Source organism: Motilibacter deserti, assembly GCF_011250635.1.
Classification (GTDB): Bacteria; Actinomycetota; Actinomycetes; order Motilibacterales; family Motilibacteraceae; genus Motilibacter_A; species Motilibacter_A deserti.
Map to the genome: position 1 here is coordinate 1 of NZ_JAANNP010000034.1, position 18,868 is coordinate 18,868.

The 18,868-nt window shown below is 73.7% G+C and carries 19 protein-coding genes and 1 pseudogene; 7 read left to right on the forward strand and 13 right to left on the reverse strand.

From position 1 onward, the window contains the following. Positions 1 to 45: 45 nt before the first annotated feature. The 4 genes from G9H71_RS17090 to G9H71_RS17105 all read right to left on the reverse strand — a co-directional run bounded on the left by G9H71_RS17090 (position 46) and on the right by G9H71_RS17105 (position 2,948). Entirely contained in the window at positions 46 to 930 is an 885-nt protein-coding gene (locus tag G9H71_RS17090) for a hypothetical protein (protein ID WP_166283961.1), read from the reverse strand. Between the two features lie 88 nt (positions 931 to 1,018). Beyond that, positions 1,019 to 1,513 (reverse strand): dihydrofolate reductase, encoded by a 495-nt coding sequence (locus G9H71_RS17095; RefSeq protein ID WP_166283963.1) that lies wholly within the window; start codon positions 1,511 to 1,513, stop codon positions 1,019 to 1,021. Positions 1,514 to 1,523: 10 nt separating this feature from the next. Further along, entirely contained in the window at positions 1,524 to 2,327 is an 804-nt protein-coding gene (locus G9H71_RS17100; protein WP_166283965.1) for a thymidylate synthase, read from the reverse strand. Positions 2,328 to 2,354: 27 nt separating this feature from the next. Next, on the reverse strand, positions 2,355 to 2,948 hold the full coding sequence (locus G9H71_RS17105; protein ID WP_166283967.1) for a sigma-70 family RNA polymerase sigma factor: 594 nt from the start codon (positions 2,946 to 2,948) through the stop codon (positions 2,355 to 2,357). A gap of 86 nt (positions 2,949 to 3,034) precedes the next feature. Between G9H71_RS17105 and G9H71_RS25570 the strand changes: the two are divergent. The 3 genes and pseudogenes from G9H71_RS25570 to G9H71_RS17115 form a co-directional block, all read left to right on the forward strand. Beyond that, positions 3,035 to 3,130 (forward strand): annotated as a pseudogene (locus G9H71_RS25570) (zf-HC2 domain-containing protein); the annotation flags it as partial. Between the two features lie 96 nt (positions 3,131 to 3,226). Further along, positions 3,227 to 3,832, forward strand: coding sequence for a hypothetical protein (locus G9H71_RS17110; protein WP_231134982.1), 606 nt, complete (start codon positions 3,227 to 3,229; stop codon positions 3,830 to 3,832). A 171-nt stretch (positions 3,833 to 4,003) separates the two neighbouring features. Then, positions 4,004 to 4,879 (forward strand): copper resistance CopC family protein, encoded by an 876-nt coding sequence (locus G9H71_RS17115; RefSeq protein WP_166283971.1) that lies wholly within the window; start codon positions 4,004 to 4,006, stop codon positions 4,877 to 4,879. Between the two features lie 33 nt (positions 4,880 to 4,912). Here G9H71_RS17115 and G9H71_RS17120 read toward each other — a convergent pair whose 3' ends face one another. The 7 genes from G9H71_RS17120 to G9H71_RS17150 all read right to left on the reverse strand — a co-directional run bounded on the left by G9H71_RS17120 (position 4,913) and on the right by G9H71_RS17150 (position 12,838). Further along, entirely contained in the window at positions 4,913 to 6,562 is a 1,650-nt protein-coding gene (locus G9H71_RS17120; RefSeq protein WP_231134983.1) for an MDR family MFS transporter, read from the reverse strand. Continuing rightward, positions 6,559 to 7,065 carry a MarR family winged helix-turn-helix transcriptional regulator gene (locus tag G9H71_RS17125; RefSeq protein WP_166283973.1) on the reverse strand — a complete coding sequence of 169 codons (507 nt, stop codon included), beginning with the start codon at positions 7,063 to 7,065 and terminating at the stop codon, positions 6,559 to 6,561. The genes G9H71_RS17120 and G9H71_RS17125 overlap by 4 nt, the downstream gene beginning before the upstream one ends. A 230-nt stretch (positions 7,066 to 7,295) precedes the next feature. Beyond that, complete coding sequence (locus tag G9H71_RS17130) at positions 7,296 to 7,766, reverse strand: MarR family winged helix-turn-helix transcriptional regulator (RefSeq protein WP_166283975.1); 471 nt, start codon at positions 7,764 to 7,766, stop codon at positions 7,296 to 7,298. A 4-nt stretch (positions 7,767 to 7,770) separates the two neighbouring features. After that, positions 7,771 to 8,211 (reverse strand): response regulator, encoded by a 441-nt coding sequence (locus G9H71_RS17135; protein WP_166283977.1) that lies wholly within the window; start codon positions 8,209 to 8,211, stop codon positions 7,771 to 7,773. 78 nt (positions 8,212 to 8,289) lie between these two features. Then, positions 8,290 to 9,990, reverse strand: coding sequence for a sensor histidine kinase (locus G9H71_RS17140; protein WP_166283979.1), 1,701 nt, complete (start codon positions 9,988 to 9,990; stop codon positions 8,290 to 8,292). Continuing rightward, the gene (locus tag G9H71_RS17145) at positions 9,987 to 11,225 is read right to left on the reverse strand and encodes a PP2C family protein-serine/threonine phosphatase (protein ID WP_331273070.1); all 1,239 of its coding nucleotides are present in this window, start codon (positions 11,223 to 11,225) and stop codon (positions 9,987 to 9,989) included. The genes G9H71_RS17140 and G9H71_RS17145 overlap by 4 nt, the downstream gene beginning before the upstream one ends. 173 nt (positions 11,226 to 11,398) lie before the next feature. Continuing rightward, complete coding sequence (locus G9H71_RS17150; RefSeq protein ID WP_166283981.1) at positions 11,399 to 12,838, reverse strand: FAD-binding oxidoreductase; 1,440 nt, start codon at positions 12,836 to 12,838, stop codon at positions 11,399 to 11,401. 197 nt (positions 12,839 to 13,035) lie between these two features. On the opposite strand from G9H71_RS17150, the gene G9H71_RS17155 reads away from it, so the two are divergent. Both G9H71_RS17155 and G9H71_RS17160 read left to right on the forward strand, forming a co-directional pair. Next, on the forward strand, positions 13,036 to 13,728 hold the full coding sequence (locus G9H71_RS17155; RefSeq protein ID WP_166283983.1) for a hypothetical protein: 693 nt from the start codon (positions 13,036 to 13,038) through the stop codon (positions 13,726 to 13,728). 54 nt (positions 13,729 to 13,782) lie between these two features. Continuing rightward, complete coding sequence (locus G9H71_RS17160) at positions 13,783 to 14,160, forward strand: VOC family protein (RefSeq protein WP_166283985.1); 378 nt, start codon at positions 13,783 to 13,785, stop codon at positions 14,158 to 14,160. 1 nt (position 14,161) lies between these two features. On the opposite strand, the gene G9H71_RS17165 is transcribed toward G9H71_RS17160, so the two are convergent. After that, positions 14,162 to 14,740 carry a hypothetical protein gene (locus tag G9H71_RS17165; RefSeq protein WP_166283988.1) on the reverse strand — a complete coding sequence of 193 codons (579 nt, stop codon included), beginning with the start codon at positions 14,738 to 14,740 and terminating at the stop codon, positions 14,162 to 14,164. Between the two features lie 144 nt (positions 14,741 to 14,884). Here G9H71_RS17165 and ligD point away from each other — a divergent pair, with 144 nt between their 5' ends. Beyond that, the gene (ligD, locus tag G9H71_RS17170; protein ID WP_166283990.1) at positions 14,885 to 15,787 is read left to right on the forward strand and encodes a non-homologous end-joining DNA ligase; all 903 of its coding nucleotides are present in this window, start codon (positions 14,885 to 14,887) and stop codon (positions 15,785 to 15,787) included. Positions 15,788 to 15,847: 60 nt separating this feature from the next. On the opposite strand, the gene G9H71_RS17175 is transcribed toward ligD, so the two are convergent. Continuing rightward, complete coding sequence (locus G9H71_RS17175; protein WP_166283992.1) at positions 15,848 to 17,593, reverse strand: alpha/beta hydrolase domain-containing protein; 1,746 nt, start codon at positions 17,591 to 17,593, stop codon at positions 15,848 to 15,850. A 108-nt stretch (positions 17,594 to 17,701) separates the two neighbouring features. Here G9H71_RS17175 and G9H71_RS17180 point away from each other — a divergent pair. Beyond that, a partial coding sequence (locus G9H71_RS17180) for an ROK family transcriptional regulator (protein ID WP_166283994.1) occupies positions 17,702 to 18,868 on the forward strand: 1,167 nt, incomplete at its 3' end.

The window sequence follows — 18,868 nt, forward strand, 5'->3', positions numbered from 1 at the left end:
GGCCTCGGGAACCGCAGCGGCATCGTGGTGACTTCGCAGCGGGCGTCAGGAGATCGTGACGACCACGTGGTAGTTCACCTTGAAGCTGAGGTTGTCGCCGATGGCGGTCGCCGCCGTGCCGGTCCAGGTGCCGGGGCTGTTCGGCCCGCCGACCATGAAGTCGACCGTGTTGTAGTCGTAGTCGTCGTTCGAGCCGTTCTTGAAGTACCAGTTGCCCTTGCTGAAGGGCCAGTCGTCGAGCACGCTCTCGCAGCCGAAGAGGTCGCAGTCGTTGTCCGCCAGCTGCACGGAGACCTGCCGCCCGTCGTAGCCGTCGTCGGCGTTCCAGGACATCGACGCACCACCCAGGCCGACGGTCTGGCCGCTGGAGATCGAGCGGTTGGTGAGCAGGCGCTTCTCCTGGCCGCCCATGAGCGAGTGCGCCCAGATCTCGCCCGCACCGGTGAAGTCCGAGTCGTCGAGCACCTGGACCGAGTCGAGGACGACCGTCGTCTTCTTGGTCCGGGTCACGAAGTTTCCGGTCTCGGTCCAGGACTTTCCGTTGGCGTCGGTGGCCGTGAGCTCGTACAGGTAGCCGGTGCTCGGGCTGAGCGACAGGGTGAGCCCGTGGCTCGTGCTCGCGGCGTTCTCGGTGACCGAGTCGCTCTTGCCCTCCGAGAAGAACGGTGTCGCCGAGAACGTCACCTTGGCCGGGACGGTCGTCTTCAGCGAGATGGAGGCATGTCGCAGGCCTGCGGAGATGTGCTTGTCGTAGATGCAGTCGCTCTGACAGGTGGCAATGCCCGGCCATTGGACGGGCGGCACCTCGGGGTTCGTGATGATCGGTCCGTCGATCCCGGGCTGCGGCACGCCGGCAGACGCATTCCCCGCGAGAGCGGGAACGGCGGCGAGCGCGAGGGCGAGGACGGTGAAAGCGCGACGGATTCGCACGGAGGCTCCTTCAGCGAGAGCCCGGGCCTCGTGCCCGGGCGACAGGAGCAATTCCAGCCCGGGCGGTGCCGCATTTCTTGAGTGGCGGCTACTCGCTTTCTCTGCCCGGACTACTCACGCGGGCGTACTCCCGGATCCGATACCGCAGCCCCGTCCGCGACGTCAGCCACTCCGGCTCACCCGCGGAACGCCACGCGCCGTCCAGCGCCGGCGCGTACGTGTCCCCCGCGAACTCGTCGGCGAGCTCCGTCACGACGGCCCGGTCCGCGAACGGCAGGCAGGCCGCGTACACCGAGCCCCCGCCGATCACCCAGACGTCGCCGTCGCGCACGGCGTCCTCGACCGACGGGACGACCTCCGCCCCGGGCAGCTCGCGGGCGGTGCGCGAGAGAACGACGTTGCGCCGGCTCGGCAGCGGCCGGAAGCGCTCCGGCAACGACTCCCAGGTCGCTCGCCCCATCACGACGGTGCGGCCCGTCGTCAGTGCCTTGAAGTGGGCCAGGTCCTCCGGCAGGTGCCAGGGCAGCGCGCCGTCCCGCCCGATGACGCCGTTGGCCGCCTGCGCCCAGACGAGGCCGATCACCGCCGGCGGGTCAGACCGCGACGGCGCCGACGAGCCGCGGGTGCGACTCGTAGCCGACGACGGCCATGTCCTCGTAGGCGTAGTCGAAGAGGCTGTCGGCCTTGCGCAGCTCGAGCCGGGGGAAGGCGTAGGGCGCGCGCGTGACCTGCTCCCGCACCTGCTCGACGTGGTTGGAGTAGATGTGGCAGTCGCCGCCGGTCCACACCAGCTCGCCGGGCTCGAAGCCGGACTGCTGGGCGACCATGTGCGTCAGCAGCGCGTAGGACGCGATGTTGAACGGCACGCCGAGGAAGAGGTCCGCGCTGCGCTGGTAGAGCTGGCACGAGAGCCGGCCGTCCGCGACGTAGAACTGGAAGAGCGCGTGGCAGGGCGGCAGGGCCATGTGCTCGATCTCGCCGACGTTCCAGGCCGACACGACCATCCGCCGCGAGTTGGGGTCCGTCCGCAGCAGGTGCAGCACGTTGGCGATCTGGTCGACCGTGCCGCCGTCCGGCGTCGGCCAGGCGCGCCACTGCACGCCGTAGACCGGCCCGAGGCTGCCGTCCTCGGCCGCCCACTCGTCCCAGATCGTGACGCCGTTCTCCTGCAACCACTTCACGTTGCCCTCGCCGCGCAGGAACCACAGCAGCTCGTAGGCGATCGACCGGAAGTGCACCTTCTTGGTCGTGATGAGCGGGAAGCCCTTCGCCAGGTCGTAGCGGAGCTGGCGGGCGAAGACGCTGCGGGTCCCGGTGCCGGTCCGGTCGGGCTTGAGGCTGCCCTCGGCCAGGACCGACGCGAGCAGGTCCTCGTACTGGGTGTCCGGCGCGCTCATGGCGCGAAGCCTACGTGGGTGCGTGGGTCAGCGGCGGCGGAGCGCGCGGCGGCGCGGGGCCTCGACGACCGCGTCCTCGACCGGCGCGTACGCCTCGACGAGGTCGGCACGCGCCCGGGCCACCCGGGAGCGGATGGTCCCGATGGGCACGCCGCAGACCTCGGCGGCCTCGGCGTACGAAAGGCCGAGGGCCTGGGTCAGGACGAACGCCTCGCGCCGGTCCTGACCGAGCCGGGAGATGAGGTCGGCGAGCGCGACGCTGGAGGTGAGGTCGGCGACCGGCACGTCGTCCGCGGCCGCGTCGAGCTCGGTCTCCCGGGCGCGGCGGCGCGACACCGCCGAGATGTGGTCGGCCACGCACCGGCGCGCGATCGCGAGCACCCACGTGGCCGGCGACGCGTCACCGCGCCAGCGCGAGCGCCCCGTCAGGGCCCGGACGAACGTCTCCTGGACCACCTCGGCCACGTCGTGCTCGGGCGTCCGCGGCCCGAGCAGGGAGGCGACGAACCGCCAGACCGACGGCTGCAGCGCACGCACGAACGCGGCTGCCGCGGCCTCGTCGTCGCGCGCAGCGAGCAGCAGCGCACCGAGCTCGCCGCTGTCGGCGCCCTCTCGTGCCATCCGCGCTCTCCTGCCTCGCCGGGGAACGCGGCCTGAGCCGGACACGTTCACGGGAACTTCCAACGCCTCGGACCCGACTAACGGGCATGCGGTGCGAGGACTTTGCGGAGGCGCTGTCCGCTCAGCTCGACGGGGAGGATAGCCCGGAGGAGCGGGCGGCGATAGCCGATCACGAGCGCACGTGTCCGGACTGTGACGCGTGGGCCGGCCGCGCCCGGACGTTGCACCGCGCCGCCCGCACCGGCTCCGTCCAGCCCCAGCCCGACCTCGCTGCGGCGGTGCTCGCCGCGGTCGCCGCTCGCCGTTCCCCGCTCCAGCGCGTACGCCACACGGCGCTCGCCGGCGCCCAGGCCGTCGGCGGGTGGCTGCGCCCGCGCGGCCTGCCCGACGTCGCACTGCGCCTGGGCCTGCTCGCGGTCGGCGTGTTCCAGGGCCTGCACTGCCTCGGCCTCGCCTTCGCCCCAGACGAGCCCGCAGCCGCCGCCGACGGGCACGCGCACAGCCACGGCCACAGCCACGGCGGGGCCGCAGCCGCCGCGTCGCACGCGGCCGAGCACCTCGACCGCGACCTGGCGGCGTTCGGCCTCGGCCTCGCGGTCGCCTTCGCGGCGATCGCCCTCCGCCCGCGCCGGGCCGCGCCGCACCTGCCGTTCCTGGTGACGTTGGTCGGCGCACTGGTCGTCTTCGTCGGGATCGACCTCGCCTCGGGGGCCGCGTCGCCCACCGAGGAGGTCGACCACGCGCTGCCCCTGCTCGGCCTGCTGCTCGTGGCCGCGCTCGCCCGCCGCGAGCGCAGCGGCAAGCGGGAGCCGGCCCTGCTGCCGCGGCCGACCACCTCCCGCCCCGGGCTCGGTATCGTGGGAGGGCGGCGCCGGGCGGCCTGAGGCTTCGCGCGCCTGGTCCCCGGGCGCAGGCGCCTCGGCAGCAGCCGTCCTAAGGCACGAGAGCCGCCGCACAGAGGCCGCCTGCACCGACGCCGATTCGTGACCTCACTATGGTCGCGGGCCGCCCGAGTTCTGCTTCCGCCGCGCGTTCGCGGATGGCAGTCTGTGCCGGTGCTCGCACTGGCAACGAAGCCGGCAGCCCGTCGCCGCGTCGACCGGGCCGCCCGCGCAGGGATCCTCGCCGCCCTCACCACGGCCGGCGTGCTCGGCAGTGCGCTGCCGGCCGCCGCTCACGGCTCGCTCGCGGAGTCGACGCCGGCCGAGGGCACCAAGGTGTCCGAGCCGGTGGAGGTCGTGGACCTCTACTTCACGGAGCCGGTCGACCCGGGCGTCGCGAAGTTCGAGGTCTTCGCCCCCAACGGCGAGCGCGTGGACGCCGGCTGGTGGCCGGGGCAGACGCGCCGGCTGCGCGAGCCGGTCCAGGAGTTCAACCTCGTCGACGGCACGTGGACGCCGGTGTTCTACGACTACGGCTACGGCACGCAGGTCGCGCTGCGCCAACTGCCGCAGAAGGGGACCTACCGGGTCACCTACTCGAACGTGGCCTCGGACGGCGACGAGGTGAAGGGCGAGCTGAAGTTCAACTACACGGGCGCCCCGACGCAGCCGCGCACGGTCCAGACGCCGTCGCCGTTCCCCGTCCAGGAGGCGGCCCCGCACGCCGCGGCGACCCCCGTCGCGAGCGCCGCGGCCGGCCAGCAGCCCGTCACGACGCCCGTCCCCGCTCCCGCTGCGGCCGCCGCGCAGAACGAGGAGTCCGGCGGGCTGCCGACGGCCGCGCTGATCGGCGCGGCCGTGGTGGTGCTTGCCGCCATCGTCGCGCTGCGCGTGCTCGTCATGCGGCGCGCCCGGTCCGCCACCTCCGGCCCGCCCGCCTCCGGTCGCGGCGGGCGCCCGGCCCCGCGGCCGACGCCGTCGCGTACGCCCTCGTCCCGGTCCGGGTCCGGCAGCGGCGGCACGACGGGAACGCGCAAGAGCCGCCCCTGATCCAGGGGCGGCCCTCGCGGCGGGGTCGGTCGGTCAGCGCCGTGCGGCGGCCTTCTCGTTCTCCGGGACGCCGGTCACCGGGACGCCCTCGACGGCGGCGGCACCCTCGTGCCGCTCGACGACATCGGACGGCTGGTCCTCGGCGGTCACGTTGGCCTTGCGCAGCGGGACCTCCTTGATGAAGATCACGCAGAGGAAGGCCAGCAGCGCGAACGGCGCGGCGACGAGGAAGGTCTCCGCCGCCCCCTTGCCGTACGCCTCCTCGACCACGGTGCGGACCGGGCCGGGCAGCGTGCTGAGGTCGGGGATCGACGAGCCACCGGCACCGCCGGCGTTGATGCCGAGCTTGGCCAGACCGGACGCGATCGAGTCCTTCACCTCGTGGCCGAGCACCGCGCCCAGGGCCGAGACGCCGACGGCACCGCCGAGGCTGCGGAAGAACGCGACCGTGGAGCTCGCGACGCCCAGCTCGTTGACCGGGACGGCGTTCTGCACCGAGAGCACGAGGTTCTGCATCGTCATGCCGACACCGGCGCCGGCGATGAACATGTAGACCGAGAGCAGGGCGTACGACGTGTCGTAGCGCATGGTGCTCATGAGCCCGAAGCCGATCGTGATGAGGACCGTGCCGGCGACGAGCCACCGCTTCCACAGCCCGGTCTCGCTGATGATCCGGCCGGTGATCGTGGAGGAGAGGAACAGGCCGAGGATCAGCGGCAGCGTCATGAGGCCCGCCTTGGTCGGCGAGTCCCCACGGGCGAGCTGGAAGTACTGGCTGAGGAAGACCGTCGCGCCGAACATCGCGACGCCGACGAACAGGCTGGCGACGGTGGCGAGGGTGATCGTCGGGTTGTTGAAGAGCCGCAGCGGGATGACCGGCTCGGCGGCCCGGGACTCGACGAAGATCGCGAGCGCGCCGAGGACGAAGGCGCCGGCCACCATCACGGCCGTCTGCCAGGAGGCCCAGTCGAAGTTGTGTCCCGCCAGCGAGACCCAGATGAGGACCAGCGACACGGCCGCGGCGATGAGGGTGGCTCCGAACCAGTCGATCTTGACGTTGCGCCTGACGACGGGCAGGTGGAGCGTCTTCTGCAGGATGACGATCGCGAGCAGGGCGAAGGGCACGCCGACGCCGAAGCACCAGCGCCACCCGAGCCACGAGGTGTCGACGATGACGCCGCCGATCAGCGGGCCGCCGACGGTCGCGACGGCGAAGACAGCGCCGAGGTAGCCGCTGTAGCGGCCGCGCTCACGCGGGGAGATCATCGCGGCCATCACGACCTGGGCCAGCGCGGTGAGCCCGCCGGCGCCGATGCCCTGCAGCGCGCGGCAGCCGATCAGCATGCCGGTGTTCTGCGAGAACGCCGCGGCCACGGAGGCGACCACGTAGATCAGCAGCGCCAGCTGCACGAGCAGCTTCTTGCTGTAGAGGTCGGCGAGCTTGCCCCAGATCGGGGTGGAGGCGGTCATCGCGAGCAGCGTCGCCGTGACGACCCAGGTGTACGCCGACTGCCCGCCGCCGAGCTCGGCGATGATGCGGGGCAGGGCGTTCGAGACGACGGTCGAGGACAGGATCGCGACGAACATGCCGAGCAGCAGCCCGGACAGGGCCTCGAGGATCTGCCGGTGGGTCATCGGCTGCGCCTCGTGCGTCGCCCCCGGGGCGGCCGAAGTGGTGCTCATGCACGTTCTCCTTGTGCGGCGATGGAGCCGACGAGGGCTCCGGTGGTCGGTACGGGCGCGGCGGGCGGTGCTGCGGTCGTGCCCTCGGCGGTGCGGCGGAGGCACGAGAGCAGGCGGACCAAGGTCTCCGCGTCCCTTTGTTCCCATTTGTCCAGTCGCTGAGCCAACTTCTCGGCCAGCGCTCCACGCACGGACTCGAGCCGGGCGCGCCCGTCGGCGGTGATGCGCAACTGATGGCTGCGCCGGTCGCCCGGGTCGGGCAGTCGCTCGACGAGCCCCAGCGACGCCAGGTGCGCGGCCTGCCGGCTCGCAACCGACACGTCGACGGAGAGCCGCTCGGCCAGCACGCTGGGCCGCAGCGGCCCCTCGAGGGACAGCACGCTCAGCGCCCCGAGCCCGGGCAGCAGCGTCTCCGGGACCGAGCGCGCGAGCTCGCGCTTCAGCACGGTCAGGACGGGCATCTGCTCGATCAGGTCCGAGCAGGTCTCGACGTCCACACTCACGGCTGGCACCTCCTCCCCTGTTGCTCAAAGCAACAGTACGGAAGAGAACTTGCTTGCCGCAACCAGTATTCCCCGGACGGCGCAACGGCGCAGCCCGCAACGGCCGGACGGCGCATGCGAGGGACGAAGGCGCGGGAAGCGCACCACGAACGCCGCAGGGGCCGGGCCTACGCGGTCGGCCCGGCCCTGCGGCGGTCAGCTGCCGGAGCCGCTCCGGCGGGGTCAGGACGTCAGGTGGCGGCGAGGTTGAGCCGGCCGAGCAGCTCGGCGAAGGTCGCCACGTCCTCGGTGGGCCAGGAGTCCAGCCACTGGCGATAGATGCGCCGGCGCGCCTCGCGCACCGGGGCGAGGCGCCGTGCCCCCTCCTCGGTCAGCACGAGGAGGAAGGCCCGGCCGTCGCTCGGGTCCGGGCTGCGCTTGACGAGCCCGAGCTCTTCGAGCAGCCGGATCTGTCGGCTGATGGTGGGCTTGCCGACGCCGAAGTAGGCCGCGAGGTCGGTGCCGCGCGAGCCCTCGGACTCCGACAGCCGCACCAGCAGCCCGTAGGCGTCGGGCTCCATGTCGGGGTGCACCTCGCGGGCGAGCTCCTTCGACAGCGCTCGCGCGCGGCGCAGGAAGACGGCGAGCTCGTGCTCGAGTGCGCGGTAGGCCTCGGAGTCGGCGCCGGGCTCCAGGCCCAGGACCTGGTCGATGGTCTCCATGGCGTCAGTGCTTGGGGAGCTTGACGACGCTGACGAAGAAGTCGTCGATCTGGCGGACGACCTCGATGAACCGCTCGAAGTCGACGGGCTTGGTCACATAGGCGTTGGCGTGCAACGAGTAGCTGCGCAACACGTCCTCCTGGGCTTCCGATGTCGTGAGCACGACCACGGGGATCAGCCGGAGGGCCGGGTCCGCCTTGACGGCGGCCAGCACCTCCCGGCCGTCCATGCGCGGGAGGTTGAGGTCGAGGAGCAGCAGGTCGGGGGTGGGCGCGTCCGCGAACTCGCCCTCCTTGCGGAGGAACTCCATCGCCTTGACCCCGTCGTTCACGACGTAGAGGTTGTTCGCCACCTTGTTGTCGGCGAACGCCTCCCGCGTCATCAGCACGTCGCCGGGGTCGTCCTCGACGAGCAGCACGTCGATCGACGTGTGCTGGTCACCCATACCGCGTCCTTCCGCTCCCGATCACCTCGCGTGACCGAACAGGTCGTTGCAGCTCCGGCCGGGGCCGGTGCTCCGTGGTCAGACGGGCGACGTCGTGCCGCGCGTCTCCCCCTGAACGGAGGACGACCCGGCGAAAGTGCCCGTGGCAACGGTTTGATCCGGTTGATCCCCGGATAGCACCGGAAGCGTCCAGCGGAACGTGGTCCCGCGGCCCTTCTCGCCGTCCCCCGACGCCTCGTCACCCCCGGTGTCGATCCAGATCCGGCCGCCGTGGAACTCGACGATCTTGCGGCAGAGCGCGAGCCCGATACCGGTGCCTTCGTACTGGTCCTTCGGATGGAGCCGCTGGAAGATGACGAAGATCCGCTCGGCGTACTGCGGCTCGATGCCGATGCCGTTGTCCCGACAGCACAGCTCCCAGAAGCCGCCCTCCTGGCGCACCCCGATGTGCACGCGCGGAGCGTCCTCGCCGCGGAACTTCACCGCGTTGCCGATGAGGTTCTGGAAGACCTGTGTCAGCAGCGGGCCCTCGCCGCGGACGGTCGGCAGCGGGTCCGAGGTGACTTCGGCCCCCGACTCCTCGATCGCCGAGCTGAGGTTGCGCAGCGCATGGCGCAGGCAGGTGTCCAGGTCGACCTCGGTCTGGCCGGCGGAGATGCGGCCGACGCGGGAGAAGGCGAGCAGGTCGTTGATGAGCTGCTGCATGCGCTTCGCGCCGTCGACGGCGAAGGCGATGTACTGGTCGGCGCGCTCGTCGAGCTGGCCCTTGTAGCGCCGCTCGAGCATCTGGCAGAAGGACGCGACCTTGCGCAGCGGCTCTTGCAGGTCGTGCGAGGCGACGTAGGCGAACTGCTCGAGCTCGCGGTTGGACCGCTGCAGGTCCTGCGCCTGCGCCTCGAGGCGTACGCGGGCGTCCTCGATCTCGGCCCGGGCCCGCTCGACCTCCTCGAGCTGGGCGACGATCCCGCGCCGCATGGCGTCGACGTCCTGGCCCAGGGCGACGAACTCGGGCGGGCCGGTGCCGGCCACCTCGTGGCGGAGGTCGCCGCTGCGGACCAGGCGGGTCTCGGCGGCGAGCTCGCCCACCGGCCGGGTGACCCAGCGCTGCAGCAGGGCCCACAGCCCCACCGCGATGACCGCCACGACGAGGACGCTGGCCAGGACCGCCCCGAACAGCAGGTTGGTCTGCCCCTGCAGGCTCTCCCGGGCCTCCGTGCGTCGGCTCTGCAGGACCTCGAGGTAGCTGGTGTAGTCCGTGCGCAGGGCGTCGAAGAGGTCTCGGCCGCGCTCGATCTCGGCCGTGTCCACCGCCGTCGTGCCGCCGAGGCGCACCGCGTCCATGACGGGCTCGGCCCAGGTCCTGAACCAGCGCACCGCGTCGTCGGTGGCCTTGCGGTAGGCGGCGTTCAGCTCGGGGTCCGCGGCCACGACCTCGCGCAGGATCTCCCGCCGGCGCTGTGCGGCCGCCGACTGCGTCTCGGGCCGCAGGATCGGGGTGAGCGGCTCGAGGTCCTTGGTGTTGCCGGTCAGCGCGTAGCCGCGCACCGCCGTCTCGGCGTTGACGAGGTTCGTGAACGACTCGGTCGAGCTGATCGTGGCGGCGAAGTAGTCGGTCGCGACCCGCTCCTGGGTCTCACGCACCTGCAACAGCAGCACGAACGACGCGCCCACGACGCCGAGGAGGACGACCCCGACGGCTCCGAGGAGCACGCCGATGCGGCGGCGCAGGCTCCACGCGCCCCGCGACGACGTGGGCGCCGGCGGCTGGGGCGCGCTCACGTCCAGCCGCTCGTTGACGGGACCGCCGGCGTCCGCTGCGGGACCGCCGCGTCGTGGCCGACGACGACGACGGCGACGTCGTCGGAGAGGTCGCCGCCGTGCAGCTCGCGGGCCTTGGCGATGAGGTCGTCGACGAGCGCGCCGGAGTCCGGGTAGCCCGGGCTCTGCATCGCCAGCCCCAGCAGGCCGGGGACGCCGAGCCGCTCCGAGCCCTCGCCGACGTGCCCCTCGACGATGCCGTCGGTGAAGAGCATCAGCCGCCAGCCGGGCTCGAGCTCCACGATGCGGCTCCCCCACACCACGCCGGGCAGCACGCCGAGCGCGGGCCCGACCAGCTCGTCGGGCAGCTGCTCCGGCGCGTCGCCGAGCAGCAGCGGCGCGGGGTGGCCGGCGAGGAAGACGCGGGCCGAGCGGCGGTCGGGGGCGACGACGACCATGCAGAGGGTCGCGAAGACCTCCTCGGAGCGGCGCTCCCGAACCAGCACGTCCTCCAGCACGGGGAGCAGCCGCTCGCGCTCGAGGCCGGCGAGCACGAGCGTGCGCCACGCGATGCGAAGGGAGACGCCGAGCGCGGCCTCGTCCGGCCCGTGCCCTGCGACGTCGCCGATGAGCAGGAAGAGCGTGCCGTCCTCGGTCTCGACGACGTCGTAGAAGTCGCCGCCCAGCACCGCGTCGCGCCCGGGCCGGTAGCGGGTGGTGACGCCGATCGAGGGGTCGGCCACCTCCGGGTGCGGCAGCAGGCCGCGCTCGAGCCGGGCGTTCTCCGCCGCGCGCAGCTCCGAGGCGTAGAGCGCGCGCAGCTGCTCGTCGGCCCGCTTGCGCTCGATGGCGTAGCGGATCGACCGGCGCAGCAGCTGGCCGTCGACCTGGCCCTTGACGAGGTAGTCCTGCGCGCCGGCGGCGGCGGCGGCCACCCCGCGGTGCTCGTCGTCGAGGCCGGTGAGGCAGAGCACGGCCGCGCCGTCGGCGACCTCGAGCACGGAGTGCAGCGCGTCGAGCCCCTCGGCGTCGGGCAGTCCGAGGTCGAGCAGCACGCAGTCGTACGAAACGGCCCCCGGCTGCTGCAGGCGCTGGCGGGCGGCGGCGACGCTGGTGACGACGTCGATGAGGACGGGGGCCGCGTCCTCGCTGAGCAGCTCGGAGACGAGGAAGGCGTCGCCCTCGTCGTCCTCGACGAGCAGCACCCTGACGACGCCGACGCCGGGCAGCCCCGGAGCGACGAGGGCCTGGTCCACGTGGCTCCCCTCGTCGAAGTGGGCGCGGCTCGGGTGAGTCGGCGGCCGATCTTAGGCGACGACGGGCCAGGCGTGGGCCGACGCCCCACAGCCGGCAGCCGTGGGACGTCGACCCGGGGTTGCTCCGTGCAGTCCCGTCACTCTGCGTCAACAGAGTGCCACGAGACCGGGCGTCACGGGGTGGGCTCCGCCTGGCGCGGGAGCCGGGCGTCAGCGGCGGGCGCGACGGTGTGCCCGATGCGGAAGACGTCCTGCGGGTCGTACGCCGCCTTGACCGCGCGCAGCCGGGCGAGGTCGGCGGGGGCCCAGACGGTGTCCAGCTCGTCCCTGGTCAGGCCGCCGGCGAAGTTGAGCAGCCGGTCGGGGCGGGCCCAGGGCGCGACCGCCTCGAGGGTGGCACGGACCGCGTCGGGCACGACGGCCGCGATCTCCGGCATGAGGACGCCCACGGCGAAGACCGAGAACTCGGCACCGCGGCCGGACACGGCGTTAGGGCCGCCGGTGGCCCGGGCGGTCGCGCCGCCCAGGTGGCGCACCTCGGCGAGCAGGACGGGGGTCTGCACGCCCGGGCCGGCGGCCGCGAGCAGCGCCTCGACGACGTCGGCGCCGAGCTCGTCGAGCAGCGCGCTGCGCTCGAACACCGGCATCGGGTCCGTCGGGTCCATGTGGACCATCCCGACGTTCGTGAACGGCATCTCGCCGACCATGTCCATGACGGCGGGCGCGACGGCCCGCATCGGGGCCAACAGCGCGGCGCCCTCCTCCTCGGAGCCGAGGTGGGCGTAGCGCAGGTGGACGACGAACTGGCCGCGCAGCGGCTCGGGGATGCTGGGCAGCGGGGGCAGCCGGAGCAGGCCGATCGAGGTGGTCGTCTCCTCGGGCAGCGTCGGCGCCCACTCCCGGTAGGCGTGCAGCAGCGCGGCGGCGGACTCGCCGGGGAACATGATCCCGCCGGCGTAGAACCGCTGGACCGGTACGAGCTCGAGCTCGAGGGCGGTGACGATGCCGAACCCGCCCTTGCCGCCGCGTACGGCCCAGAAGAGGTCCGGCTCGGACTCCGCGTCGACCGAGCGGACCGCGCCGTCGGCCGTCACGATCTCGAAGCCGCGGACCCGGTCGGCGGCGAAGCCGTACTTGCGCGAGATCGGGCCGACGCCGCCGCCGAGGGTCATTCCGACCACGCCGACGGTCGGCGAGGAGCCGCAGACCGGCGCGAGCCCGGCCTCCGCCGCGGCCTCGAGCAGGCTGTGCATCAGCACGCCCGCCTCGACCCGCGCGGTCGCCGTGGCGGCCGACACCGTGAGGCCGGTCATGCGCCGCGTGCTCACGAGCACGGCGCCGTCGGCGGCCGCCACCGCGCCGTGGCCGGTCGCCTGCACCGCGACGGGCAGGCCGTGTGTGGCCGCGAACCGCACCGCAGCGCTCACGTCCTGGGCGTTCGTCGCGCCGACGACGACGGCCGGATGGTGTGTGGTCGCGAGGTTGAAGGCGGACACGTCGTCGGCGAAGCCGTCGGCGCCGGGGAGGAGCACCGGGCCGGCTACCTGAGCGGCGAGCGCGGCGGCGTCCTCGGCGGTCACGAGGGCGGCGGAGGTCGAGGGGAAGGCGGTCATGCTGCAGCTCCTGCGAGAAGTCGTCGGGGGACCATCGCCGTCAGCGTGGGCGCGCCGGCTTGAGCCGCGCTTGGGGCTGGCTTGACGTCTCCCCGTCCGCGGGATCTCCGGCGGACATCGGCAGGACGGAGAGCGCCGCGGCGGCCGGTGATACGTCGGGGGGCTGCCTGCGCGCCGACGCCGCCTAGTCTTGAGGAGTGAGAGCCGCCGACCGCCGGGGCGCCGCCGGGCTCGCGCTCGCCGTGGCCGTGAGCGCCGGGGCGACGGCGTGCGCGCCCGCCAGCGCGTACGACAGCTCCTCGTTCTGTGCGGCGCTCAACCAGGTGCGGGCCTCGACCGGCGAGGTGAGCTCGCTGCTGGCGACCGCCGCGCCGGACGAGCGGCGGTCGCTGCGCAACGAGCTCGGCGAGGACGTCGAGTCGCTGCGCGAGGTCGCGGAGGACACCTCGAGCTTCGAGCAGACCGAGGCCGTCCGCCAGGTCGTCGAGGCGTTCACCGGCTTCGACGAGGCGGTCCGCACGAGCGGCGACTCCGAGCGGCCCGAGGCCACGCTGCCGGTCTGGCTGACGCTGCGCCGCGTCGGCGACGCGGCGCGGCTGGCGGCGACGCAGCTCGGCTGCCCGCTGCCCACGCCGTCGGCCTCCCCCACGCCGAGCTCCACGCCGACGCCGTCGGGCTCACCGTCGTCCGCCCCGACGCCGTCGCCCTCGACGTCCTCCTCGCCCACCCCGAGCCAGAGCGGGTCGCCGACCCCGGGGGCGAGCCCCTCCCCGTCGACGTCCGGCTCGGCCTCGCCGTCGCCGACGCCCTCCCCCAGCTCCTCGGTCCGGCCGGGCCCGGGCGGGACGCTGCCGCCGGGTGTGCCGGACTGGCCGGGCCGCATCCTCTGACCGGGCTCTCCCGGTGGCGTTCCCCACGCCCGCCGAGGCGGCTACGGTGCGGCGATGGCGACGCGATGGACGTTGACCTTCGACGCGCAGGACCCGCGGTCCCTGGCCTCCTTCTGGGCCGACGCACTCGGGTACGTCCTCGAGCCCGGCTTCGACGAGCCGGGGGCGGCCTCGATCGTGGACCCGGGCGGGCAGGCGCCGGCGATCTCGTTCCTCGCGGTGCCCGAGGGCAAGAGCGCGAAGAACCGGTTGCACATCGACGTCCGCGGCACGCCGGGCGCCGACGAGGCCGGGCGCGAGCGGGGCGTGCGTGCGCGGGCCGCCGAGCTCGCGGCTCGCGGCGCGGTCCTGGTGCGCGAGCAGTCCTACGGCGGGGCGTTCGGCCACGTCGTCATGCTCGACCCGGAGGGCAACGAGTTCTGCGTGGCGTGACTCAGCCCCGGCTGAGCGGCCGGCCTGGGGGCGGGTCGTCGACGACCTGCAGCAGGCCCCAGACGAAGACCGCCCGCCAGGGGCGCCCGGGCCCGGCGCCGATGGCGTACCACCGGCTGGTGGCGTCCCCCTCGCCCTGCTCCAGCACCGGGTACGCCCGGGCGGCGTCCCGGACGACGCACGACCACGGCTCCAGCTCCCGCGGGTCCTCGGGGAGCGCGGGCTCGCCGGACAGCCGCACGAGCTCGGAGTGGACCGTCGCGCCCTCGCGCAGCGACACCAGCTGCCAGCCGAGGTCCGGCCAGAGCCGGCCGAGCGGCCACCAGCGGCGTACGACGGCCAGGTCGCCGAGGGCCTCCTCGCGCTGCGCGGCGGGAGGGCCGAGCACGGCGGTGTAGCGCTGCAGGTCGCCGCGGAAGGCGCGCGAGTGGGAGATGCGCTGCCACCGGGCGTGCGCCGCGCGGGCCTCGGCGGGCGTGGCCCCGAGCACGTCCAGCGCGGCGCGGACCCGGTCGGGGTGGAAGTCGGCCATCCGGCGCAGCAGCACGAGCTCGAACTCCCGGCGCCCCAGCCCTTCCACGGCGTGCAGCCTCGCAGGCGACACCGCCCTCACGGATGGGCGCCCCCTGCGCGGGTAGTCCGCGAAGGTGACCCCCTCCGGCATCGACCTTCCCGGAGGTCGCGGGGGGTGCACGCTCGACCAGCTCACGCCGCGGGAGGGGACGTGAGGACCGAGGCCGACGTCTGCGTCGACGGGCGCGTCGTCCACGTGTCGAGCCTGGACCGCGTGCTGTGGCCGGCCGCAGGTGTGACCAAGGCCGAGCTGCTCGACTACTACGTCCGCGTCGCGCACGCGCTGCTGCCGCACGTCGCGGGGCGGCCGGTGACGCTGCACCGGTTTCCGGAGGGTATCGGGGGGCCGCACTTCTTCCAGACCCGTACGCCGCCGCACCCGCCCTGGGTCCGCACCGCGACGCTGAGCTTCCCGCGGACGGGCAAGACCTTCGACGCCCCGGTCCTCGACGACCTGCCCGCCCTGGTGTGGGCGGCCAACCTGAGCACGCTCGAGGTCCATCCGTTCCTCGGCCGCGTGGAGGCGCTGGACCGTCCCACGGCGGTCGCGTTCGACCTCGACCCCGGTCCGCCGGCGGGCATGCGCGACGCGGCACAGGTGGCGCTGGCGGTCCACGCCCTGCTCGAGGACGCAGGCCTCGTCGGCTTCGCGAAGACCAGCGGGTCGAAGGGCATGCACGTCTTCGTGCCGCTCAACGGCGACGTGACGTACGAGGCGACCAAGGGCTTTGCGAGGTCGGTCGCCGCCCGGCTCACGGCGGTGTCCGGCGGCGCCGTGACCGACCGGATGTCGCGCGCGTTGCGGCCCGGGCGGGTGTTCGTCGACTGGAGCCAGAACGACCCGGGCAAGTCCACCGTGGCGGTGTACTCGCTGCGCGGCACGGCGTTCCCGAGCGCGTCGACGCCGGTGACGTGGCCCGAGGTCGAGTCCGTCGCCCGAGGTCAGCTTCCGGAACTGCGCTTCGGCCCCGATGACGTGCTCGAGCGGCTCGAACGCCTCGGGGACCTGTTCGCTCCGGTCCTGTCGCTGCGCCAGGAGCTTCCACCGGCATGACGACGAAGGGCCCGGCCGGGCGCACTGCTCGGCCGGGCCCGTCGTCCGGGAGGGTCAGGATCAGCCGTCGTTGACGGTCCCGTCCGCAGCGTTCAGCAGCGCGATCAGCGCCGTCGCCGACCGGAGCACGGCGTCGCGGGCCGCGGCGTCGCCCTTGATCTGGTTGAGGGCGCGGTCCACCAGGTGCTGCAGGTAGCCCGCGGTGCGGCTCTCGCTGCCCGAGAGGCCGAGCCGCTCGGCCCGGTCGAGGCGGTCGAGCAGGCTCGCGGCGACGTGCCCGGCGATGCGGTCGTTCGCGGCGTACTCCTCGATGAGCTCGCGGAGGTCGGAGTACCACGCCGGGTCGCGCAGGTAGTCCCGCGGGATGTAGCCGGCGGCCGCGGCGGCCTGCGTGGCCGAGACGAACTCGGTGGCGTAGGACCCGACCGTCGGGTAGAGCGTCGCCAGCTGCGCGTCCGTCAGCGGAAGCGAGCTTCCGTCGAGGAAGCAGAACCCGGGGCCGGTGTTGGAACCGGAGTTCACCCGCACGGCCGCCTCGTGCTGCGCGAGCCGGATGCCCCCGAGCGAGAGCCCGTAGCTGTCCCGGACGACGTTGGTGGACGCCGCCGGGTCGGTCGTGATCTTCGGCGCGCTGGGCGGCTGGATGCCGTAGGCCACCCAGTTGACCGTGTGGTCGTAGACCGCGTTCTGCACCATGTGCTGCGGGATCCGCGACAGCGACGGCAGGGCGCACGTCTGCGGCTCGCCCGGGTAGCCGCCGGGGTAGGTCCCGATGTCGCGCTTGCGCAGCGGGCCGTAGTCCGTGATGAGCTTCCAGTCGCCGTGCGAGGCGCCCGCGACCTCCCAGGCCCGCAGCACCGGCGAGTCCGGCTGCTGGCGGGCGGCGACGCTGAGGATCCCGCTGGCGACGTCACCCTCGGAGTTGATCCGGAAGACGGGCCGGGCCAGGTCGGTGCGGAGCACGCCGCCACCGCCGTGCAGCACGACAGCGTCGAGGATGTTCGACAGCGGCAGGATGCCGTTGTAGTAGTTCGCCAGGCGCCCGGCCGACTGCGAGTGGCCGGTGGCGATGACGTACTGCGGCGCCGACAGCGTGCCGAGCGGGTCGAGGCCCGCCGGACTGCGGACGGCCTTCACCGCCTGGGAGAAGATGTCGTAGGACAGCGTGTCGTCGTTGATGGTGCCGCCGACGGTGACGTCGAGCGAGCCGTAGCGCGTCGGGCTCCACGCCTTGAGGCCCGTCGCGGAGTGCAGGCCGGCGCGCTGGGCGGAGACGCCCACCCACGCGTAGCCCTCGCGCATGAGGTGCTCGTGCGTCTGGAACCAGTCGACCTCCTGGTCCCACTGGTTGCTGACGTTGGTCCACTCGGCGATGACCACGCCGTTGAACGCCTTCGCGTCCACGGGCCGGCGCACCACGATGCGGGTCTGGTACGGGTGCCCGGTGCTCGTGACCGTCGCCGTGTTGGTGCCGGTCTGGGCGTAGCGCGTCGCCTGGCCGGAGATGAAGAACTCCTGCTCGACGTAGCCCGCGCTCGCGAGGTCAACGTCGGTGGCGAGGAACGGGTAGCCGTGCCCCGGGTCGCCGACGGGCGTGGTGTTCGCGACCGGGCCGCTCACCGTGGGGGCCGCGACGCTCGCGCCGGTGGCGGTGGAGGGAATCGGCGCCTGACCCTGCGGGCCGGGGCCGACGGCGTACGCGGGGCCGCTCAAGGCGCCGCCGGCGAGAGCCACGCCGGCGACGAGCACGGCGGGCCGGACGAGCCGTCGACGGGCGCGCTGTCGGTCGTGCAGCGGAAGCGACATGAAGATCCACCTCACTGTGGAAGTCAGGACGGCCGCAACCTAAAGACGACGCGATCCGCCTGTCAATGAGCCAGATCTGGTCGAAATCCCCGGGTAGCGTTCCGGCCCATGTCGAGCACTCCCTCGTCGTCCGCCGGCGCCGCCGGGCTCCGGTCCGCCGCCGCCCGGATCGCCGACCTGCTGCGCGAGCGCGGCCCGCTGACCCGCGCCCAGCTGGCTCGCGCGTCCGGCATGCCCAAGTCCACCGTCGCGGCCGCGGTCGCCGAGCTGGCGGCGGAGGGGATGGCCCGTGAGCTCGAGGCGCAGGAGCGCGGCGGCCGCGGGCGCCCGGGCGCGCTGGTCTGCCTCGACCCCCGTCAGGGCCTGGTCGTCGGGCTGCAGCTGGGCCTGGCGCACGTGCGGGCGGCGGTGGTGGACGTGTCCCACGACGTACGCGCCGAGGGCGTGCGCGAGCTGCGCCCGCACTACCACGCGGACGAGGGGCTCTCCGCGGTCGAGCAGCTGGTGGGGCAGGTGCTCGACGAGGCCGGCGCGTCCGTCCGCGACGTCCTGCACGTGGGGCTGGCGGTGCCGCTCGGGCTGACCGAGGGGCCCACCGAGGCCGGCGGCGAGCTGCCGCTGTCGAGCATGCGCCCGGGCTGGGAGTCGGTCGACGTGGCGGACGAGCTGCAGCAGCGGCTCGGGCTGCCGCTCGTGCTGGACAACGACAGCAACTGCGCCGCCCGCGGGGAGCTGCTCTGGGGCGCTGCGCGCGGCTACAGCGACTTCGTCTTCTTCAAGCTGCACATCGGCGTCGGCGGCGCCGTCGTCCTCGACGGCAAGGTCCGCGCGGGCCGGTCGGGGGCGGCCGGCGAGTTCGGGCACCTCACCCTCGACCCGGCCGGGCCGCTCTGCCGCTGCGGCAACCGGGGCTGCCTGGAGTCGTACGCCGGCACGAACGCGCTCGTCAACGACGTGCAGCCGTGGTTCGCCCGTCCGCTCACCTTCGAGCAGCTGCTCGAGCTGCTGCAGGCCGGCGACCGGGCCTGCACCCGCGCCGTCTCCGACGCCTCGGCGCGCATCGGCCAGGCCGCCGGCCTGCTCTGCAACGCGCTCAACCCGGAAGCAGTCGTCCTCGGCGGGCCGCTGATCCGCGCCGGGCAGCTCGTCGTCGACGAGGTCGCCCGCGGCCTGCGCCGGTCCTGCCTGCACGTCAACGCGGACGTCGACATCGTGCTCGCCACGCTCGGCCCGCGCGCCGGCGCCCTCGGCGCCGCCGGCCTGGCCCTCACCGCG